General features: G+C 70.1%; 14 protein-coding genes. 6 read left to right on the top strand and 8 right to left on the bottom strand.

Translation table 11 applies throughout. The annotated features are described in order from the left end of the window. Positions 1-487: 487 nt before the first annotated feature. From AC0KXF_RS08950 to AC0KXF_RS08940, 3 genes are all read left to right on the top strand, one after another. Complete coding sequence (locus AC0KXF_RS08950; RefSeq protein WP_473108847.1) at positions 488-793, top strand: hypothetical protein; 306 nt, start codon at positions 488-490, stop codon at positions 791-793. A gap of 193 nt (positions 794-986) precedes the next feature. Then, positions 987-1,757, top strand: coding sequence for a YidC/Oxa1 family membrane protein insertase (locus AC0KXF_RS08945; RefSeq protein ID WP_473108846.1), 771 nt, complete (start codon positions 987-989; stop codon positions 1,755-1,757). A 146-nt stretch (positions 1,758-1,903) separates the two neighbouring features. Next, complete coding sequence (locus AC0KXF_RS08940; protein ID WP_473108845.1) at positions 1,904-2,197, top strand: chorismate mutase; 294 nt, start codon at positions 1,904-1,906, stop codon at positions 2,195-2,197. Between the two features lie 21 nt (positions 2,198-2,218). Here the strand turns inward: AC0KXF_RS08940 and AC0KXF_RS08935 are convergent, their stop codons facing one another. Next, positions 2,219-2,857 carry a dihydrofolate reductase family protein gene (locus AC0KXF_RS08935; protein ID WP_473108844.1) on the bottom strand — a complete coding sequence of 213 codons (639 nt, stop codon included), beginning with the start codon at positions 2,855-2,857 and terminating at the stop codon, positions 2,219-2,221. Between the two features lie 115 nt (positions 2,858-2,972). Then, complete coding sequence (locus AC0KXF_RS08930) at positions 2,973-3,446, bottom strand: Hsp20/alpha crystallin family protein (RefSeq protein WP_473108843.1); 474 nt, start codon at positions 3,444-3,446, stop codon at positions 2,973-2,975. Positions 3,447-3,667: 221 nt separating this feature from the next. On the opposite strand from AC0KXF_RS08930, the gene AC0KXF_RS08925 reads away from it, so the two are divergent. Beyond that, complete coding sequence (locus AC0KXF_RS08925) at positions 3,668-5,965, top strand: bifunctional alpha,alpha-trehalose-phosphate synthase (UDP-forming)/trehalose-phosphatase (RefSeq protein ID WP_473108842.1); 2,298 nt, start codon at positions 3,668-3,670, stop codon at positions 5,963-5,965. Positions 5,966-6,083: 118 nt separating this feature from the next. Then, positions 6,084-7,214, top strand: a complete 1,131-nt coding sequence (locus AC0KXF_RS08920) for a carboxylate-amine ligase (RefSeq protein WP_473108841.1) — start codon at positions 6,084-6,086, stop codon at positions 7,212-7,214. 177 nt (positions 7,215-7,391) lie between these two features. Here the strand turns inward: AC0KXF_RS08920 and AC0KXF_RS08915 are convergent, their stop codons facing one another. From AC0KXF_RS08915 to AC0KXF_RS08900, 4 genes are read right to left on the bottom strand one after another with little or no spacing between them, the layout of a single operon-like run. After that, the gene (locus AC0KXF_RS08915; protein ID WP_473108840.1) at positions 7,392-8,912 is read right to left on the bottom strand and encodes an ATP-binding cassette domain-containing protein; all 1,521 of its coding nucleotides are present in this window, start codon (positions 8,910-8,912) and stop codon (positions 7,392-7,394) included. Further along, entirely contained in the window at positions 8,905-9,738 is an 834-nt protein-coding gene (locus AC0KXF_RS08910; RefSeq protein ID WP_473108839.1) for an ABC transporter permease, read from the bottom strand. The genes AC0KXF_RS08915 and AC0KXF_RS08910 overlap by 8 nt, the downstream gene beginning before the upstream one ends. Next, on the bottom strand, positions 9,735-10,700 hold the full coding sequence (locus tag AC0KXF_RS08905) for an ABC transporter permease (RefSeq protein WP_473108838.1): 966 nt from the start codon (positions 10,698-10,700) through the stop codon (positions 9,735-9,737). The genes AC0KXF_RS08910 and AC0KXF_RS08905 overlap by 4 nt, the downstream gene beginning before the upstream one ends. Positions 10,701-10,723: 23 nt before the next feature. Beyond that, positions 10,724-12,364, bottom strand: coding sequence for an ABC transporter substrate-binding protein (locus tag AC0KXF_RS08900; RefSeq protein WP_473108837.1), 1,641 nt, complete (start codon positions 12,362-12,364; stop codon positions 10,724-10,726). Between the two features lie 162 nt (positions 12,365-12,526). Here AC0KXF_RS08900 and AC0KXF_RS08895 point away from each other — a divergent pair, with 162 nt between their 5' ends. After that, entirely contained in the window at positions 12,527-13,090 is a 564-nt protein-coding gene (locus tag AC0KXF_RS08895) for a TetR/AcrR family transcriptional regulator (protein WP_473108836.1), read from the top strand. Positions 13,091-13,253: 163 nt separating this feature from the next. On the opposite strand, the gene AC0KXF_RS08890 is transcribed toward AC0KXF_RS08895, so the two are convergent. Both AC0KXF_RS08890 and AC0KXF_RS08885 read right to left on the bottom strand, forming a co-directional pair. Next, on the bottom strand, positions 13,254-15,350 hold the full coding sequence (locus tag AC0KXF_RS08890) for an FAD-dependent oxidoreductase (RefSeq protein ID WP_473108835.1): 2,097 nt from the start codon (positions 15,348-15,350) through the stop codon (positions 13,254-13,256). A gap of 178 nt (positions 15,351-15,528) precedes the next feature. Further along, a complete protein-coding gene (locus AC0KXF_RS08885; RefSeq protein ID WP_223043369.1) occupies positions 15,529-15,732 on the bottom strand; it encodes a cold-shock protein in 204 nt (67 codons plus the stop codon). Positions 15,733-15,926 lie beyond the last annotated feature (194 nt).

The following is a 15,926-nucleotide window of genomic DNA, read 5'->3' as shown; positions in this document are numbered from 1 at the left end:
GATACCGTTCTCGAGCTCAGCGCCTGACCCCATCACCACGAAGGACCAACCGTTACACCACCACCCGGGACTTGACCTGCACAGTTCCACGAGGAGCGGCAGCCTGTCATCGGACATCTCTCGGAGCCAGGCTTCCACCGCCTGTTGGGTGCTGCTGGACACGATCCTTCTCCGCTCCGCATCTGCCAGCTCGACCTCGAGACCGGCAGAAGCTCCATCGTTGTCGGTTCATGAGAGCTTAGCCGGGGTGAAGCGCAAAAGTCGGAGGGGGCGATCGGCTGGCACCCCGCGATCCTCGGGTGCTTGACCCGATCCTGCTTCTCCATCCCTGTTGAAAGGCGATTTCTGCACTCGGGATCCGCGATCCTCATGCAAAAATCGCCTCTCGATCGGGGCTCGCCGGCACAAGGGCGGCGTGCGTTCGGCCGAGTGCGGTCGTGGAAGATGCGGTGGTCGGATACACTCCAAGGGAGCGGAGGTGCAGAGCATGCTGATATCGCTGTGGCTGATGGCGCAGCTGGTGCTGTTCACGCTTTCCGTCGCGCTCACGCCGCATCTCCCGCAGCCGATGATCCAGGCGGTGCTGGTGCTCGCGGTGGGTGCGCTCATCCTGGTGCCGGTCCTTCCGGCGATCGCGCGAGCTCTCACGCGGGCCCTGGCGCTGGCTCCCAATGCTCCGCCGAGTCGATCGCATGTGCCCGAGGTTCGCGAGTTCCGCGTACCCGGCGATGCCGGTATGCCGGGGACCGCGCTCGCGCGTGCGCCGTCGCGTCTCGTTCACGCCTCTGCCTGAACGACGTTTCGCATCAACCGATCCTTGCGGTCGGTGTTCCTTCGGTCCCCTCGGTGCTCTCGTTCTCGCAGGGCGTGCACACGCTCGATACCCGCGACTGAAACGAGAACACCATGCACCCCGAACACCACCTGTCCCTTGACCCCTCGACTGCGACCGCCCCTCTGACCACGGAGCGTCGGGAGGCGGCCCGATGAGCATCTACGAGTTCCCGCCGATCAAGATCCTGATCAATGCCGCCTACTGGGTCGTCACCTCGCTCAGCGAGATCCTCGAACCGGTGGCTGGCGCGTACAGCGCCGCGATGGCGATCATCGTGCTCACCGTCGTGATCCGCGCGCTCCTCATCCCGGTCGGCCGTTCGCAGGTGAAGGCGAACGTCATGAGGCAGCGGCTCGCGCCGCAGATCGCCGAGCTGCGCCGCCGCTACCAGAAGAATCCCGAGGTGCTGCAGCGGAAGACGATGGAGCTCTATGCGGCGGAGAAGGCCTCCCCGTTCGCCGGATGCCTGCCCGTGCTCGCGCAGATGCCCGTGCTCATGGCCGTGTACGGTTTGTTCATCCTGCCGGAGATCGACGGGCACCCGAACGAGCTGCTCTCGCACACGTTCTTCGGCGTTCCGCTCGATGCCGGGTTCATCGGGCGGATCGGTGCGGGGACGGTGTCATGGGGATCGACGGCGGTCTTCTTGACGATCATGGTGCTCATCGCCGTCGTCGCGCAGGCCTCGCGGCGCCTGCTCGCTCAGCCCCAACCCGATACCGGGATGCAGGCGCAGCCCCAGCAGGCGACCGGCATGCCGGATCTGACGGGCATGATGCGCGTGCTGAGCTTCATGCCGTTCATGACCGCCGTGATCGCGGCGTTCGTCCCTCTCGCTGCGGGGCTGTACCTGCTCACGACGACGGCGTGGACGCTCGGGGAGCGGCTGATCCTGACCCGCATCTACCAGCCGGGGGGCTGAGACGGGAGCGGGTGCTGCTCCTCGTTGCATCACGCCCCGTCCCCGCGCCGCCGTCCCCGCTGCAACTACGCAGATCTGCCGTCGAGCACACCGAAATCCGGGGTCCGGTGTGCTCGACGGCAGATCTGCGCTGCTAGGCTGGCGTGATGAACGAGTCGACACAGCCGCAATTGGAGGCGGTGCGGCAGCGGATCGACGCGCTGGATCGCCGGATCGTCGAGCTGATCGCCGAGCGCCAGGAGCAGGTGCTGATCGCTGGTTCGCTGAAGCAGGACGCGCAGGCGGTGCGGGCGCCCGACCGGGTGGAGCAGCTGATCCGCAAGGTGCGTGCGCTCGCGACCGACGCGGGGGCGTCGCCCGAGGTCGTCGAAGCGGCGTACCGGGCTCTCATCGCCGCGTTCATCGAGCTCGAGCTCGACTCGAGCGGGCATCGGGCCTAGCGAGCGGCCAGGGCGCGGAGGCTACCGCTTCCGATTCCACAGCTGGTGGGTCAACCCGCTCGAACTGCTGACCGATTCGATCGTGAAGCGATCCTCGATCCCCACGACGTCGTCCCAGAGGCGCACGCCGCGACCCAGCGTGATCGGCACGACCACGACGTGCATGAAGTCGACGAGGTCGTCGCGCAGGAACTGGCGAATCGTCGAGGGCCCGCCCCCGATGCGAACGTCCTTGCCGTCGGCGGCCTCGTTCGCGCGGCGCAGCGCCTCCGCCGGGTCGGCGTCGATGAAGTGGAAGCTCGTGCCGTTCGCGAACACCATGGGCTCGCGCGGGTGGTGCGTGAGTATGAAGCAGGGGGTTTTGAAGGGCGGTTCCTCGCCCCACCATCCGCGCCACCCGTCATCGGGCCAGGGCCCGTTCTGCGGCCCGAACTTGCGGCGCCCCATGATCTCCGCGCCGATGCCCTGCCCCCACATGCTGAACAGGGCACGATCCAGCGTCACCGGATCAGCGACCCGGTGAACGCCCTCGATGACGCGGCCGTCGAACCAGCCGAAGAGCGCACCGGCGTCTCCGATCGGACGGTCGAACGTCACGTGCTCGCCGGCCGAGAAGCCGTCGAGGGACACGAACTGGTTGTGTATGCGAGCGCGAGCCATGACGCCTCCGGGCGATTGCAGTCCGATCGCTCAACTCTAGGCCGGTGGAGCCGAGGAGGGAAGGGGCGGGCGCCGGTCTGCGGCCCCGCCCCGAGCCTCAGCGGCGGGTCAGCCCTTACGCGGGGCTGTTCTCCAGCTGCTGCGGCTTCGCCCCGCCGTCTGCCTCCAGCGTCTGCGATGCTGCGCCGCCGTTCGCGCTGGTGACCTCCACCTTGCGCGGCTTCGCCCGCTCGCTGACCGGGATCGTCACGCACAGCACGCCGTTGTCGTAGCTGGCGCTGATGCGCTCGGTATCGATGCCCTGGCCGAGGCTGAGCTGGCGCAGGAAGCTGCCCGATGTGCGTTCGCGGGTGATCCACTTCACGTTCTCGGTGCTCGGCAGGGTGCGCTCGGCGCGGATCGTGAGCAACTGGCCGTCCACATCGATGTCGACGGAGCCCGGATCCATGCCGGGCAGATCAGCGGTCAGCAGGTAGTGGTCGCCGTCGCGATAGAGATCCATGGGCATCTGCCGCGGCCCGCGCAGGGGCTCGTTGAACAGCGTGTCGGCGAGGCGTTCCATCTCACGGAAAGGGGTGTAGGTTGCCATGTTTCTCACCTTTCTCTGAACTGACGATTCAAGATGTGAAAGTTGAGTGCATATCACTCAACTTGAGAAAATATTAGCACTCTCTCGGGTAGAGTGCTAACTGTTGTTCGCTCGAGGCAAACGCGCCGCTCACTAGCATCAGCCGGGATACGGCCGCAACGGGCAGCAGCGGCCGCGCAGGTCTCGTAGACTGCGATAACAGAGACTCGCAAGGGGGTGCCATGACCGAGATGAAGGACATGACGGGCGGGCGCGAACTCGTCATGGTGTCCAACCGGTTGCCGGTGGACCGGGTCGTCGAGAAGGATGGATCCACCTCGTGGCGCACCTCACCGGGAGGCCTCGTCACGGCGGTCGCCCCCATCGTGGAGCAGCTCGGCTGCCTCTGGGTGGGGTGGGTCGGTTCTGCAGACGAGGCGGTCGACCCGTTCGAGATCGGCTCGATGCGCCTCGCACCCGTCGAACTGAGCGAGGACGACATCGAGCTCTACTACGAGGGCTTCTCGAACGGCACGCTCTGGCCGCTCTACCACGACGTCATCGCGCGCCCCGAGTTCCACCGCGTGTGGTGGGACCGCTATCAGAAGGTGAACCAGCGCTTCGCCGAGCGCGTCGCGCAGCACGCGGCGGAGGGCGCGATCGTCTGGGTGCACGACTACCAGCTGCAGCTCGTGCCCGCGATGCTGCGCGAGCTGCGCCCCGACCTCACGATCGCCTTCTTCCTGCACATCCCGTTCCCGCCGAGCCGGCTCTTCGCGCAGCTCCCGTGGCGCAAGCGCGTGGTCGAGGGCCTGCTCGGAGCCGACGTGATCGGATTCCAGCAGGTCACCGACGCCGTGGCGTTCCGTATGACGGCCGAGCGATTCACCCGCGTGCCCGCGCTCGGCAATACGATCGTCGTGCCCGGCGCCGCCGGTGAGCCGTCGCGCACGGTGCTCGCCCAGGAATTCCCGATCTCGATCGATGCCGCGGCCTTCGCCGAGGTGGCCGCCCGCCCCGAGATCCAGGAGCGGGCGAGGGAGATCCGCGCCGAACTCGGCAACCCGAAGACGGTCATGCTGGGCGTCGACAGACTCGACTACACGAAGGGGATCAGGCACCGTCTCAAGGCGTTCGACGAGCTGCTCTCGGACGGCGAGATCGATGCCGAGCAGACGGTGCTCGTGCAGGTGGCGAGCCCGAGCCGGGAGCGCGTCGACGCCTATCGGCAGCTGCGCGACGAGGTCGAGCTCACCGTGGGGCGCATCAACGGCGAGTACGGAAGCATCGGGCACGCGCCGCTCGTCTATCTGCATCGCGGGCACACACGCGACGAGATGGTGGCGCTCTACCTGGCCGCGGACGTGCTGCTGGTCACTCCGCTGCGCGACGGTATGAACCTCGTCGCGAAGGAGTACGCCGCGTGCCGCACCGACGAGCAGGGCGTTCTGGTGCTGAGCGAGTTTGCGGGCGCTGCCGACGAGCTGCGGGACGCGCTGCTCGTCAACCCGCACGACATCGAGGGGCTCAAGGCCGCGATCGTGCGTGCGGCCCACATGCCGCGCGAGGAGCAGCGCCGACGCATGCGGTCGCTGCGCCGGACCGTCTACGACAATGACGTCGCGCACTGGGCGTCCGGCTACCTGGGAGCAGTGCGGGCGACCGCGGAGGCGCAGCGCCCGAGCCCCACCGGGCACCGTACCGAGCCGATCCAGGTGAGCACGGCATTCGTGCCGCGCAGCATCGACGATCGCGTGCGCCGGCTCGCCGCGCTTCCCCGGCTCATCGTGGCGAGCGACTTCGACGGCACGCTCGCACCGATCGTTCCGAGGCCGCAAGACGCCAGAATCCTCCCCAGGGCCCGCCAGGCGCTCGAGGTGCTGCGCAACGCGCCCGACACCTACGTCGCCGTGCTGACGGGGCGCTCGCTGGGCGGACTGGCCGAGACGGGTCTGCAGAGCGACGGATGGATCGTGTCGGGCTCCCACGGCTCGGAGCTGACGGGGCTCGACATCGGTCCTGCGGGTGAGGGCGGTGACGGCCCGCCGCTCGGAAGCCCGCTCACCGATGAGGAGAGCGAAAGGCTCGAGCGCGTCGGGCGGCGATTCGAGCGCGTGCTCGGCGGTGAGCCGGGCGTGCGGCTCGAGCGCAAGCCGTTCGGGATCGCGGTGCACACGAGGCAAGTCGCCGATCCCGAGCAGGCGGAGGAGCTGATGGCCGCGGCCGTCGAACTGGGCCTCGCGGCCGACATGCACGTGCGCGAGGGCAAGCAGGTGCGGGAGTTCTCGGTGCGGGACTCGAACAAGGGATCGGTGCTGCGCAGCATCCGCGCGGCCCTGCCCGACGCGCCCGTGCTGTTCCTCGGGGACGACGTGACCGACGAGGACGTGTTCACGACCCTCAGTCACGACGACCTGGGGATCAAGGTGGGGGAGGGCGACACCGCGGCCATGGAGCGGGTGCCCGATCCCGAGACGGCCACGGCGGTGCTCGCACTGCTGGCGGAGCTGCGCACCGGGATCATCATCGGCTCGGAGTGAGGGTCATCGCCTACCCGGTGGGCGCCTGCGAAATCAACCCCGGTGACAGCTCGTCCCGCGAACCTCTACGCTCGAACCCCGGGCCGTGACGCGACGGCCGAACACGAAGGAGGGCGATATGAGCCACACCGACGGCACGCGCGACACCGGCGGACTCGCAACCGACGAGTTCCGCAGTTTCGGGGTCGAGGAGGAGTACCTGCTGCTCGACGCCTCGCAGGGCACCCCGACCGATCTCGCTGCCGACATGGTGCGGTCGGCTCCGCACTCCGTTGCACCGGCCGAGCGGGAGTTCTTCTCGAGCCAGCTGGAGACGGCGACGCAGGTGTGCCGCACCGCCGATGAGGCGCTGGAGACCCTCACGGGGTTCCGCGCCGCGCTGTCTCGAGAGGCGGCGGATCGCGGTATCGTGCTCGCGGGCAGCGGTCTGCCGCCCGTGGGCGGTGAGGCCGCCGGAACCGTCACTCCGAAGTCGCGTTACCGCGAACTCGGCGAGCAGCTGCGCAACGCTGCCGCCTACCAGTACGTGACGGGCACGCACGTGCACGTCGAGATCCCCTCGCCCGACGCGGGCGTCGAGGTGCTGGCGCGTCTCGCCCCGTGGGCTCCGGCGCTGCTCGCGATGACGGCGAACTCTCCGCTGTGGTGCGGCGAGCCGACGGGGTTCGCCAGCTGGCGCCACGTCATGAACATGTCGTGGCCGGTGGCCGGGTTCCCACCGGAGTTCGACAGCGGTGAGGCTTACGCGCGCTCCGTCGAGCAGTTGGTCGAGAGCGGGGTGCTGCTCGACTCCGGGGTGGTGACCTGGCTGGCGCGGCTCTCGCAGAACTTCCCGACGATGGAGCTGCGGATCGCCGATGCTCAGCTGGAGGCCGAGGATGCGGTGTGCTTCGCGGTGCTGGTGCGGGCGCTCGTGGATCGCGCGCTGAGCGACGCCGAGGCGGGAGAGCCGCGACCGCGCATCGCCCACGGCCTCGTGAACGGGGCGATCTGGATGGCGGCTCGTGACGGGCTCGCGGCGCAGCTCATCGATCCGCTCACCGCCCGCCCCGAGCCGGCCTTCGACACGCTCGAGCGAATGGTCGCCTCAGTCGAGAACGAGCTGCGGCGCACAGGCGACCACGATCGGGTCTCCCACTATATCGACCGGCTCCGGCGCACGGGCGGGCCGGCGCGGCGCCAGCTCGAACGCTTCGATGCGGAGGGTCTCGAGGGACTCATCGGCCTCTATCGCGAGAGTTCGCGCTGACCGTTGTGTGCGCAATGCGGAGTCCCGAACTGCTGTTTACCGAGACGATGAAGCAGCAATTCGGGACTCCGCGTTTCGGGGGAGTGTGGGGAGTGGAGGTGCGGGGTGCGGGGTGCGAGATGAAGGTGAGGGGTGAACGGTGTGGCGTGGGGCGAAGGGTGAAGGAGCAGCGGGTGCCTAGCCGATGGCCGCGCTCGCGACGAGTTCCCGGGTGAACGGGTCGCAGGGATCCGCCAGCACCGTCTCCGTCCCGCCCTCTTCGACCACCCGACCGTCTCGCATGATGAGCACGCGGTCGCACACGGTGCGCACCGCCGCGAGATCGTGCGAGACGAAGACGAGGGTCAGACCCTGCTTCTCCTGAAGATCGCGCAGCAGCGATAGGATGCCGGCCTGCGTGGTGACGTCGAGCGCCGACACGGGTTCGTCGCACACGAGCACGTCGGGGTCTGCCGCGAGTGCGCGGGCGATCGCGACCCGCTGGCGCTGCCCGCCCGAGAGCGTCGCCGGCCTGCGGCCGAGATACTCGGGGCCGAGGCCCACTTGGGCGAGCAGTTCGGCGGGGGTGCGATCGGGGGAGCGGAGCGAGGCGGTCAGGATCCTGCCCACCCGCCAGCGCGGGTCGAAGGTCGCGAGCGGATCCTGCGGGATGAGGCGCACCCGGACGTGCGGATCGACCCGCTCGACGGCGCCCGAGTCCGGCTGCTCGGCGCCCACGAGCACGCGCGCGAGGGTGCTCTTGCCCGCTCCCGATTCGCCGACGACTCCCACGGCCTCGCCCCGCCGCAGTGCGAGATCGACTCCCTGCAAGCCGGTCGTGCCGCCGCTGGGGGCGGGGAAGCGGCGGGCGGCGCCGCGCAGCGCCAGCAGCTCCGGGGCATCGGCGGGTGCCAGGCTCGCGAGGGGTTTCGGGCCGCTCGGGATCGCCGCCACCAGCGCTCGGGTGACCGCGTGGGCGGGGCGGTGCAGCACCTGCTCGGTCGGGCCCTGCTCGACGATGCGCCCGCGGTCGAGCACCGCGATGCGATCGGCGACGCGGGCCACGCTCGCGAGGTCGTGGCTGATGAGCACGATCGCGGTACCCCGCCCCCGGATCTCGTCGAACAGACCCAGCACACGGGCGGCCGTGGTCGGATCGAGCGCCGTGGTCGGCTCGTCGGCGATCAGCAGCTCCGGCTCGTCGATGAGCGCGGACGCGATGAGTGCCCGCTGCCGCATCCCGCCCGAGAGCTCGCCCGGTCGTTGCCGCAGGCGGGCCGCGGCGTGCGGGAGGCCCGCGGCTTCGAGGGCCCGGATCGCGGCGGCACGCCGTTCGCGACGTCCGATCCCGCGCACCGCGAGGGCTTCCCCGACCTCGGCCTCGATGGCGCGCAGCGGGTCGAGCGACTGCAGCGCGTCCTGCAGCACGAGCGCGACGGAGCGGCCGCGCAGCCCTCGCCACTGCCGACGACCGAGCCCGCGCGCGTCGCTGCCCGCGATTTCGAAGGAGTCGGATCGCACGGCCCACTGCGGATCCGACTGCGTCAAACCCAGGAGCGTGCGCGCGAGCACCGACTTGCCTGCCCCCGACTCGCCCACGACGGCGAGGCACTCGCCGCGCTCCACCCGCAGCGACACCCCCTCGAGCACCGGCGAGGCGGCGCCGCGCAGCTCCACGCGCAGCCCCTCGACCTCGAGTACACCCTTGCGCTCAGCCACGAGAACCTCCCAGTCGCCGGCCGAGCACCGTCAACGACCCCGCCACCAGCACGATCGCGAGGCCTGGCATCACCGTCATCCACCAGGCCGTGGTGAGGTACACACGGCCCGCGTTCAACATCGCCCCCCACTCCGGTGAGGGCGGTAGCGCCCCGAGACCGAGGAAGCCGAGCGCCGACACCCACACGATGGCCTGGCCGATCCCGAGCGTCGCGGCCGACACCAGCGGCCACAGCGAGTTCGGGGCGACGTGCCGCATGAACACCCACACGGGTCCGACCTCGTCGAGCCGTGCCCACTCCACGTAGCCGCTCGCGGCGATGCCGCGCACGCGGGCGCGCAGCATGCGCGCGTACCCGGGAATCGTGGCAAGGCCGATCGCGAGGATCGAAGCCGCCGGCCCCGAACCCATCACCGAGATGAAGAGCAGCGCCATCACGAGGGTCGGCAGGGCGAACAGCACCTCGAACACGCGGCCGAGCGAGCCGTCAAGCCAGCGCGGGCCGAGACCGGCCGCGAAGCCGAGCGCGGCGCCGATCCCGATCCCGATGCCCGTGGCGGCGAGGCCGATGCCCACGGATGCTCCGGCGCCGTGCATCACCCGGGTGAAGAGGTCGCGGCCCGACTCGTCGGTGCCGAAGGGGTGCTCGAACGACGGCGGGCGGAAACCCTCTGCCGGGTGCACCGCGAGCGGATCGCCCGGGGCGAGCAGCTGCGGCGCGCAGACCGCGATGAGGGCGACCAGCAGGATCGCGAGAGCGGCCCAGCCCGACCAACCGAGCGGGTTCGCGCCGATCCGCCCGCTCCCGAGTGCGCGGCGCGTCATGCGGCGATCACCCGGCGACGCAGGCGCGGATCGACGAGGTGCTCGAGCAGATCGGAGATCAGCATGATCGCCACGTACAGCAGCGCGATGACCACGACCGCCCCGATCACCACCGGCACGTCGCGCACGGTGGCGGCCTCGAGCAGCATACGCCCGAGCCCCTGGCGCGCGAACAGCGCCTCGACGACCACCGCCCCGCTCAGCAGCGAACCGTACGCCCACCCCGACAGCGCGAGGGCGGGCAGCGCGGCGTGCCGCAGCGTGTGCGTGAACAGCACCCGCGTCTCGGAGGCCCCGCGGGAGCGGGCCGTCACCGCGAAGGGCGCGTCGTCGGCCTCGACGAGCGAGCCCTGCAGCACGTGGGCGAGGTAGCCCGCGATCGGCACCGCGAGGGTGATCACGGGCAGCACGAGGCCGGCGGGCGATGAGCCACTCGTGGCGGGCAGGATCCCGAGTCCGCTCGCGAAGACGAGGATGAGCACCGCGCCCACGAAGAACTGCGGCGCGACCGAGGCGACCGTCTCGACGCCGGCGAGCGCGGCGCGGATCGCGCGGCCGATCCTGCCCCTCCCAGCGACCGCCGAGACGAGCGCGCCGAGCACCACGAGCGCCCAGGCGAGCAGCAGCGCGAGGGTCGCGATCAAGAGTGTGGGCGGCAGATTCGCGGCAAGCAGATCGGCCACCGGCTGCTTGCGGGCGTAGGAGTCGCCGAACTGCAGCGTGGCGGTGCGCCACAGCTGAGCGAGGTACTGCAGCACGAGCGGCTGATCCAGCCCGTACATCTGCCGTGCCCGCTCCGTGGCCTCGGGGCCCGCCTGCGATCCGGGGCCGCCCATGATCGCCTCGAGCGGATCGCCCGACAGCCGCAGCGCGAAGAACACGACCGTCGCCGTCAACCAGACGACGAGCAGCGCAGCGCCGATCCTCTGCGCTGCGGCCCGCGCGATCCTCCTGCCTCTCACGTGAACTGCTGCCCCTCGACCGGTCAGTCTGAGCGGAGCCGCGCGTCGATGAAGGTCGGCGTGGCGACCGTGCCGAGCGTGGTGACGCCCTCGACCCCGTTCACCAGGAAGTGGTTCTGCTGGTCGTAGAGCGGCAGCACGGTGTAGCTCTCGAGGATGCGCTGCTGGGCGTCGGCGTACAGCTCCGCGCGCGCCGCCTCGTCGAGTGTGGCCGAGGCCTGCTCGAGCACGGCGTCGAGCTCGGGATCCTTGAGCTGGGCGTTGTTCGCGAAGTAGCCCGAGGGCGCGGGGAGCGTGCCGTCGGAGTGGTAGAGGATGCGCAGCACGTCGGGGCCGACCTTGGTGTACGGGGCGCTCACGGCCTCGTACTCGTGCGCCGCGAGCGCGCCGTACCAGCTGCTGAGATCCACGGGCGTGATCACCACGTCGAAGCCGACGGCCGCGGCGTTGGCCTGGATCTGCTCGAAGAGCGACTGCTCGGCCGCGGTCGACTGGTTGGTGCTGACGGGAAAGCGCACGGTGAGCTTCTTACCGTCCTTCTCGCGCACACCGTCCTCGCCCTCGGTCCACCCTGCCTCGTCGAGCAGCTTCGCAGCGGCGTCGGGATCGGTCTCGAACAGGCTCTCATCGCTCACCGCGGTTGGCTCGACGCTCGCGAGCGGCGAGTAGGTGCGGCTCGCGACGCCCTGGAAGAGCGACTCGATGCCGGGGTTCGGGTCGGCGACGCGGATGAACGCCTCGCGCACGCGGGCGTCGTCGAACGGGGCCTGGCCCGAATTCAGCTCGATGCGGTTGACGGCGCCGGGGCGGGGCGCGTCGATGTGCTCGATGCCGTCGCCCTGCTCGGCCGCGACGATGTCGGCGGGCAGCGGGTTGTCGATGACGTGCACCTCGCCCGAGGTGAGGGCCGCGTTGCGGGTGGCGGCGTCGGGGATGAAGCGCCACTCGATGCGCTCGAGGTGGGCCGGGCCGTCGTTCTCGGCCTCGGGCCCGGGCGTGCGGTAGTCGTCGTTGCGCACGAGGTCGACCTGCTGCTGCGGCGTCCAGTTCTCGACGATGAACGGACCGGTGCCGATGGGCGACTGGCAGTTCTCCTCCATGCCGCGCGCGATGCCGGCGGGGGACTGGATCGCCGTCCACTGCTGGCTCAGCGACTCCAGCAGCGCCGAGTCCGGGGCCGAGAGGTGGAAGCGCACGTGCGTGTCGTCGACGGTCTCGATCTCGGCGATCTTCTGCACGGCCAGGTAGCCGGTCGACGACTGGGTGTCGGGATCCTGCAGGTGCTCGATGTTGGCCTTGATCGCCTCCGCGTCGAGCGGGGTGCCGTCGGTGAAGGTGACGCCCTCCTGCAGTGTGAAGTCCCAGGTGAGCCCGTCCTCGCTCGTCTCCCACTCGGTCGCGAGCCAGGGCTGGATCTTGCCGTCGGCGTCGCGGCCGACCATCGGCTCGAGGTACTGCGTCGAGATCAGCGCCTGCGGGTAGTTGCCGCCCACGTGCGGGTCGAGGCAGGTCGGCTCGGCGTCGCCGGTCGCGTAGACCAGGGTGCCGCCCTCCTGCGTGGCGGCGTGGTCATCCGCGGTCTCGGCGCTGCAGGCGCTGAGGGCGAGGGCGCCGACCGCGGCCAGTGCGAGCAGCGAGAGCGAACGGGGCAGGTGTCGGGTCATGGGTGCGCGAGGCTCCTCGGGTCGGGGCTGGAGAGGGAGTTGCGGTGGTGGCGGCGCCGTTGTTGCGCGCCGCCGCTGCAGCCGCTTTGTTAGATCGAGTTCAACTATGCGATTCTAGCGCACCCCGCATGCTGCCGCGGCTCCGGTGAGTAGGGTATTGGCATGAGCTCACCCACTCGCGGACGCCCGCCGGCATCCTCGCGCGAGGTGCTCGCCGACGCGGCGTGCGAGCTGTTCCTCGAGCAGGGGTACGAAGCGACCTCGATCACGGAGATCGCGCGGCGGGCCGGGGTGAGTCGATCCAGCTTCTTCAACTACTTCTCGGGCAAGTCCGAGATCCTATGGTTCGTGTTCGACGGCAGGATCGCGGCGCTGGTCGACGCGCTCGCCGATCCCGCGCGATCGCTCTCCGATGCGCTCGCGGCCTTCGCGCTCGGTGAAGCGCCCGATACGCTCGCGCTCGCGATCGTCGACGCCCGCACCATGGATGTGGAGCAGGAGCTCGAGGCGGGGCGAGCCGCGCGGCAGTTGCGCATCGGAGCCGCGATCGCGGCCCGCCTCGAGCGCGACGGCGTCGAGGCGGTACGCGCCGACGTGATCGGGGCCTGCTACGCCGCTGCGCTCGTCTCCGCCGTGTGGCGGTGGGCGGATCGCGGCGCCGGCCGCCACAGGCTCGACCTGATGCTGGCCGATGCGCTCGCCGTCGCGCGCGGCGTGCTCGCCTAGGCGGTCGGGGCGGGGCCCGCGGCCCATATTTCGGATCTCACCCGTCATTCGGACGAAACCCGAGCGATCCGATCCGAAATTACGGGTGAGATCCGAAGTTGGGGTCGGCCCGCGAGTCGTGGGACCCCGATCCTGCCCCTGCTGAGCGGGATCGCGTCGGACCCTACAGCCACGCCGCGAGCCGTGTCCCCTGATCGATCGCCCGTTTGGCGTCGAGTTCGCCGGCCACGTCGGCCCCGCCGATGAGGTGGGCGCCGATCCCGAGTTCCGCGAGTTCCCCGTGCAGCTCCCGCGCCGGTTCCTGGCCCGTGCAGAGCACGACCGTGTCCACCTCGATGATGCGCTCCTCGTGCGCGGGATCGGACTCCGGCGCCCCGGCGGCCGGCGACGCGGACGGGATCCTCACCCGCAACCCCGCGTCGTCGATGCCGAGGTACTCGACGCCGGGCATCATCTGCACTCCGCGGCGCGCGAGTTCGGTGCGGTGGATCCACCCGGTCGTCTTGCCGAGGCCGGCGCCGAGCTTCCCGGCCTTGCGCTGCAGCATGACGACATCGCGGGCGGGCCGCTCCTGCGCCGGCGGCTGCAGTCCGCCGGCGCGCGCGTAGTCGCGGTCCACGCCCCAGTGCGCCAGGAAGGCCCGGAGCGCTTCGGGATCCTCGGCACTCGCGTCGCTCCATCCAGAGTCGTCCGAGGGCGCCGTCAGATACTCGGCGACATCAAAGCCGATTCCGCCGGCCCCGAGGATCGCGACCCGCTCGCCCACGGGTGCTTTCTCGCGCAGCACGTCCAGATAGCCGAGCACACTCGAGTGGTCGAGGCCCGGGATGTCGGGGCGCCGCGGCACGACGCCCGTGGCGACGACCACCTCGTCGAAGCCCTGTTCCGCGAGCTCGCCGGCCGTGACGCGGTGGTTCAGTCGCAGTTCGAGTCCGGTCTCCTCGATCCGCACCCCGAAGTAGCGCAGCGTCTCCCGGAACTCGCTCTTGCCGGGCACCTGCAGCGCGACGTTCAACTGCCCGCCGATGCGATCCGACGCTTCGAACAGCGTGACGTCATGGCCCCGCGAGGCCGCGGTCGTGGCGCACGCGAGACCCGCCGGCCCCGCGCCGATCACCGCTATTCGCTTCCTGACGGCTGTCGGAGCGATGACGAGGTCGGTCTCGTGTCCCGCTCGCGGGTTCACGAGGCACGATGCCGGCCTGCCCGAGAAGGTGTGATCGAGGCACGCCTGATTGCAGCCGATGCAGGTATTGATGCGCTGCGGCGCGCCGGAGGCCGCCTTGCTCACGAACTCGGGATCCGCCAGGAAAGGGCGGGCGAGCGAGACCATCGCGGCCCGGCCCTCGGAGAGCAGGCGCTCCGCGGTGTCGGGCGTGTTGATGCGGTTGGTCGTGATGAGCGGGATCGACACCGCGCCCGCGAAGCGGTCGGTGACCCAGGCGAAGGCGCCGCGGGGCACCGAGCCGGCGATGGTCGGGATGCGCGCCTCGTGCCAGCCGATGCCCGAGTTGATCATCGTCGCGCCCGCCGCCTCGACGCGTCGCGCGAGCTCCAGCGCCTCTTCGAGCGAAGCTCCCTCCGGCACCAGCTCGAGCATCGACAAGCGGTAGATCACGATGAAGCGCTCGCCGACCGCCTCGCGCACCCGGCGAACGATCTCGACCGGGAAGCGCAGACGACCGTCGAGATCGCCGCCCCATCGATCCTCGCGGTGATTGGTGCGGCGCGCGGTGAACTGGTTGATGAGGTATCCCTCGGATCCCATGATCTCGACGCCGTCGTAGCCGGCGCGCTGCGCGAGGCGGGCGGTGCGGGCGAAGTCGTCGATGGTGCGCTCGATCTCGGCCTCGTCGAGCTCCCGCGGGGTGATCGGGGAGATCGGGGCCTGGATCGGGCTCGGTGCGACGATGTCGGGGTGCGCCCCGTAACGTCCGGCGTGCAGGATCTGCAGCGCGATCCTCCCGCCTTCCTCGTGCACGGCGTCCGTGATGACGCGATGGTGCGGCAGCTGATCCTCGGTCTCGAGCGTCGCCGCGCCGGGAGTGAGGCGCCCCGCCGGGTTCGGCGCGATGCCGCCCGTCACGATGAGCGCGGCGCCGCCGCGGGCCCGCTCGCGGTAGAAGGCGGCGAGGCGTTCGGCGCCGCCCGGGGCCTCCTCGAGCCCGAGATGCATCGAGCCCATGAGCACCCGGTTGGGGAGCGTGACGAAGCCCAGGTCGAGGGGAGCGAAGAGGTGCGGGTAGGTCTGCGGTGACATTGATCCCTGTTTCGGTCGGTCGCGGTGACCCGAATGTACGAGGTCGGGGCGTCTCTGTCGAACCCGGTGTGGTGAATGCACAAAACGACGGCGCGGACGGGGATGCTTCTGCAGCGCGGACACGCAAAAGCGGGGTGCGCGGCCGAAGCCCCGCACCCCGCCGGGTGTCGCCTGCTCGTTAGAGCGCGACGATGTTGCTGGCCTGCAGGCCCTTGGGGCCCTGCTCGACGTCGAACTCGACGCGCTGGTTCTCGAAGAGGTCGCGACGGCCGCTGCCCTGGATCGCGCTGAAGTGCGCGAAGACGTCGGATGCTCCGTCGTCGGGGGTGATGAAGCCGAAGCCCTTTTCGGAGTTGAACCATTTCACGGTGCCGGTGGTCATACTGTGTTTCCTTTGTGTGTTGCTGGCCGCTGAAAGCGACCGGGATGCCACGGCGACGGCGCCGACGTGGAGACTGGTGGTGCGTGCTGCGGTGAACCGCGGCGATAAAACGTGTCTGGACTGCTCCAACGTTCGGCATTACTGGTCTTGTAGGTGAGCCTATCCCAGATGTCTTCTCCGTGGTGCTTTTGTGA

The organism is Leucobacter holotrichiae (genome assembly GCF_055791005.1).
This window is presented reverse-complemented; position numbering and strand designations above follow the sequence as displayed.

Coding starts and splice junctions, on each gene's coding strand:
- AC0KXF_RS08950 (WP_473108847.1), top strand. CDS start 488: ATGCTGATATCGCTGTGGCTGATGGCGCAGCTGGTGCTGTTCACGCTT.
- AC0KXF_RS08945 (WP_473108846.1), top strand. CDS start 987: ATGAGCATCTACGAGTTCCCGCCGATCAAGATCCTGATCAATGCCGCC.
- AC0KXF_RS08940 (WP_473108845.1), top strand. CDS start 1,904: ATGAACGAGTCGACACAGCCGCAATTGGAGGCGGTGCGGCAGCGGATC.
- AC0KXF_RS08935 (WP_473108844.1), bottom strand. CDS start 2,857: ATGGCTCGCGCTCGCATACACAACCAGTTCGTGTCCCTCGACGGCTTC.
- AC0KXF_RS08930 (WP_473108843.1), bottom strand. CDS start 3,446: ATGGCAACCTACACCCCTTTCCGTGAGATGGAACGCCTCGCCGACACG.
- AC0KXF_RS08925 (WP_473108842.1), top strand. CDS start 3,668: ATGACCGAGATGAAGGACATGACGGGCGGGCGCGAACTCGTCATGGTG.
- AC0KXF_RS08920 (WP_473108841.1), top strand. CDS start 6,084: ATGAGCCACACCGACGGCACGCGCGACACCGGCGGACTCGCAACCGAC.
- AC0KXF_RS08910 (WP_473108839.1), bottom strand. CDS start 9,738: ATGACGCGCCGCGCACTCGGGAGCGGGCGGATCGGCGCGAACCCGCTC.
- AC0KXF_RS08900 (WP_473108837.1), bottom strand. CDS start 12,364: ATGACCCGACACCTGCCCCGTTCGCTCTCGCTGCTCGCACTGGCCGCG.
- AC0KXF_RS08895 (WP_473108836.1), top strand. CDS start 12,527: ATGAGCTCACCCACTCGCGGACGCCCGCCGGCATCCTCGCGCGAGGTG.
- AC0KXF_RS08890 (WP_473108835.1), bottom strand. CDS start 15,350: ATGTCACCGCAGACCTACCCGCACCTCTTCGCTCCCCTCGACCTGGGC.
- AC0KXF_RS08885 (WP_223043369.1), bottom strand. CDS start 15,732: ATGACCACCGGCACCGTGAAATGGTTCAACTCCGAAAAGGGCTTCGGC.